This window comes from Streptomyces sp. URMC 126 (genome assembly GCF_051386555.1).
In the GTDB taxonomy this organism is placed as follows: Bacteria; Actinomycetota; Actinomycetes; order Streptomycetales; family Streptomycetaceae; genus Streptomyces.
On sequence record NZ_JBPQTX010001423.1, the window covers coordinates 1 to 231 of the forward strand.

General features: G+C 74.0%; 1 pseudogene. It reads right to left on the minus strand.

From position 1 onward, the window contains the following. Positions 1-231, minus strand: a pseudogene (locus ACSNOK_RS36520) (NADH-quinone oxidoreductase subunit NuoE); the annotation flags it as partial.

Below are 231 nucleotides of genomic sequence, written 5' to 3' on the forward strand. Positions count from 1 at the left end.
GGCCAGCCTCAGTCCGGCCAGCGACGCCGGGCCCGCGCTGCCGCTCTCCTCGACGGCACCGGGCCGCTCGTCGGGGAACCCGGCGAGGATGCGGGCGGTCTCCTTGAAGGTGCACAGCGGGGCGCCGCGGGTGGGCCGCACCTCGCGCCCGGCGCGCAGGTCGTCCACCAACTTCCTGGCGCTCTCGGGCGTCTGGTTGTCGAAGAACTCCCAGTTGACCATCACCACGGG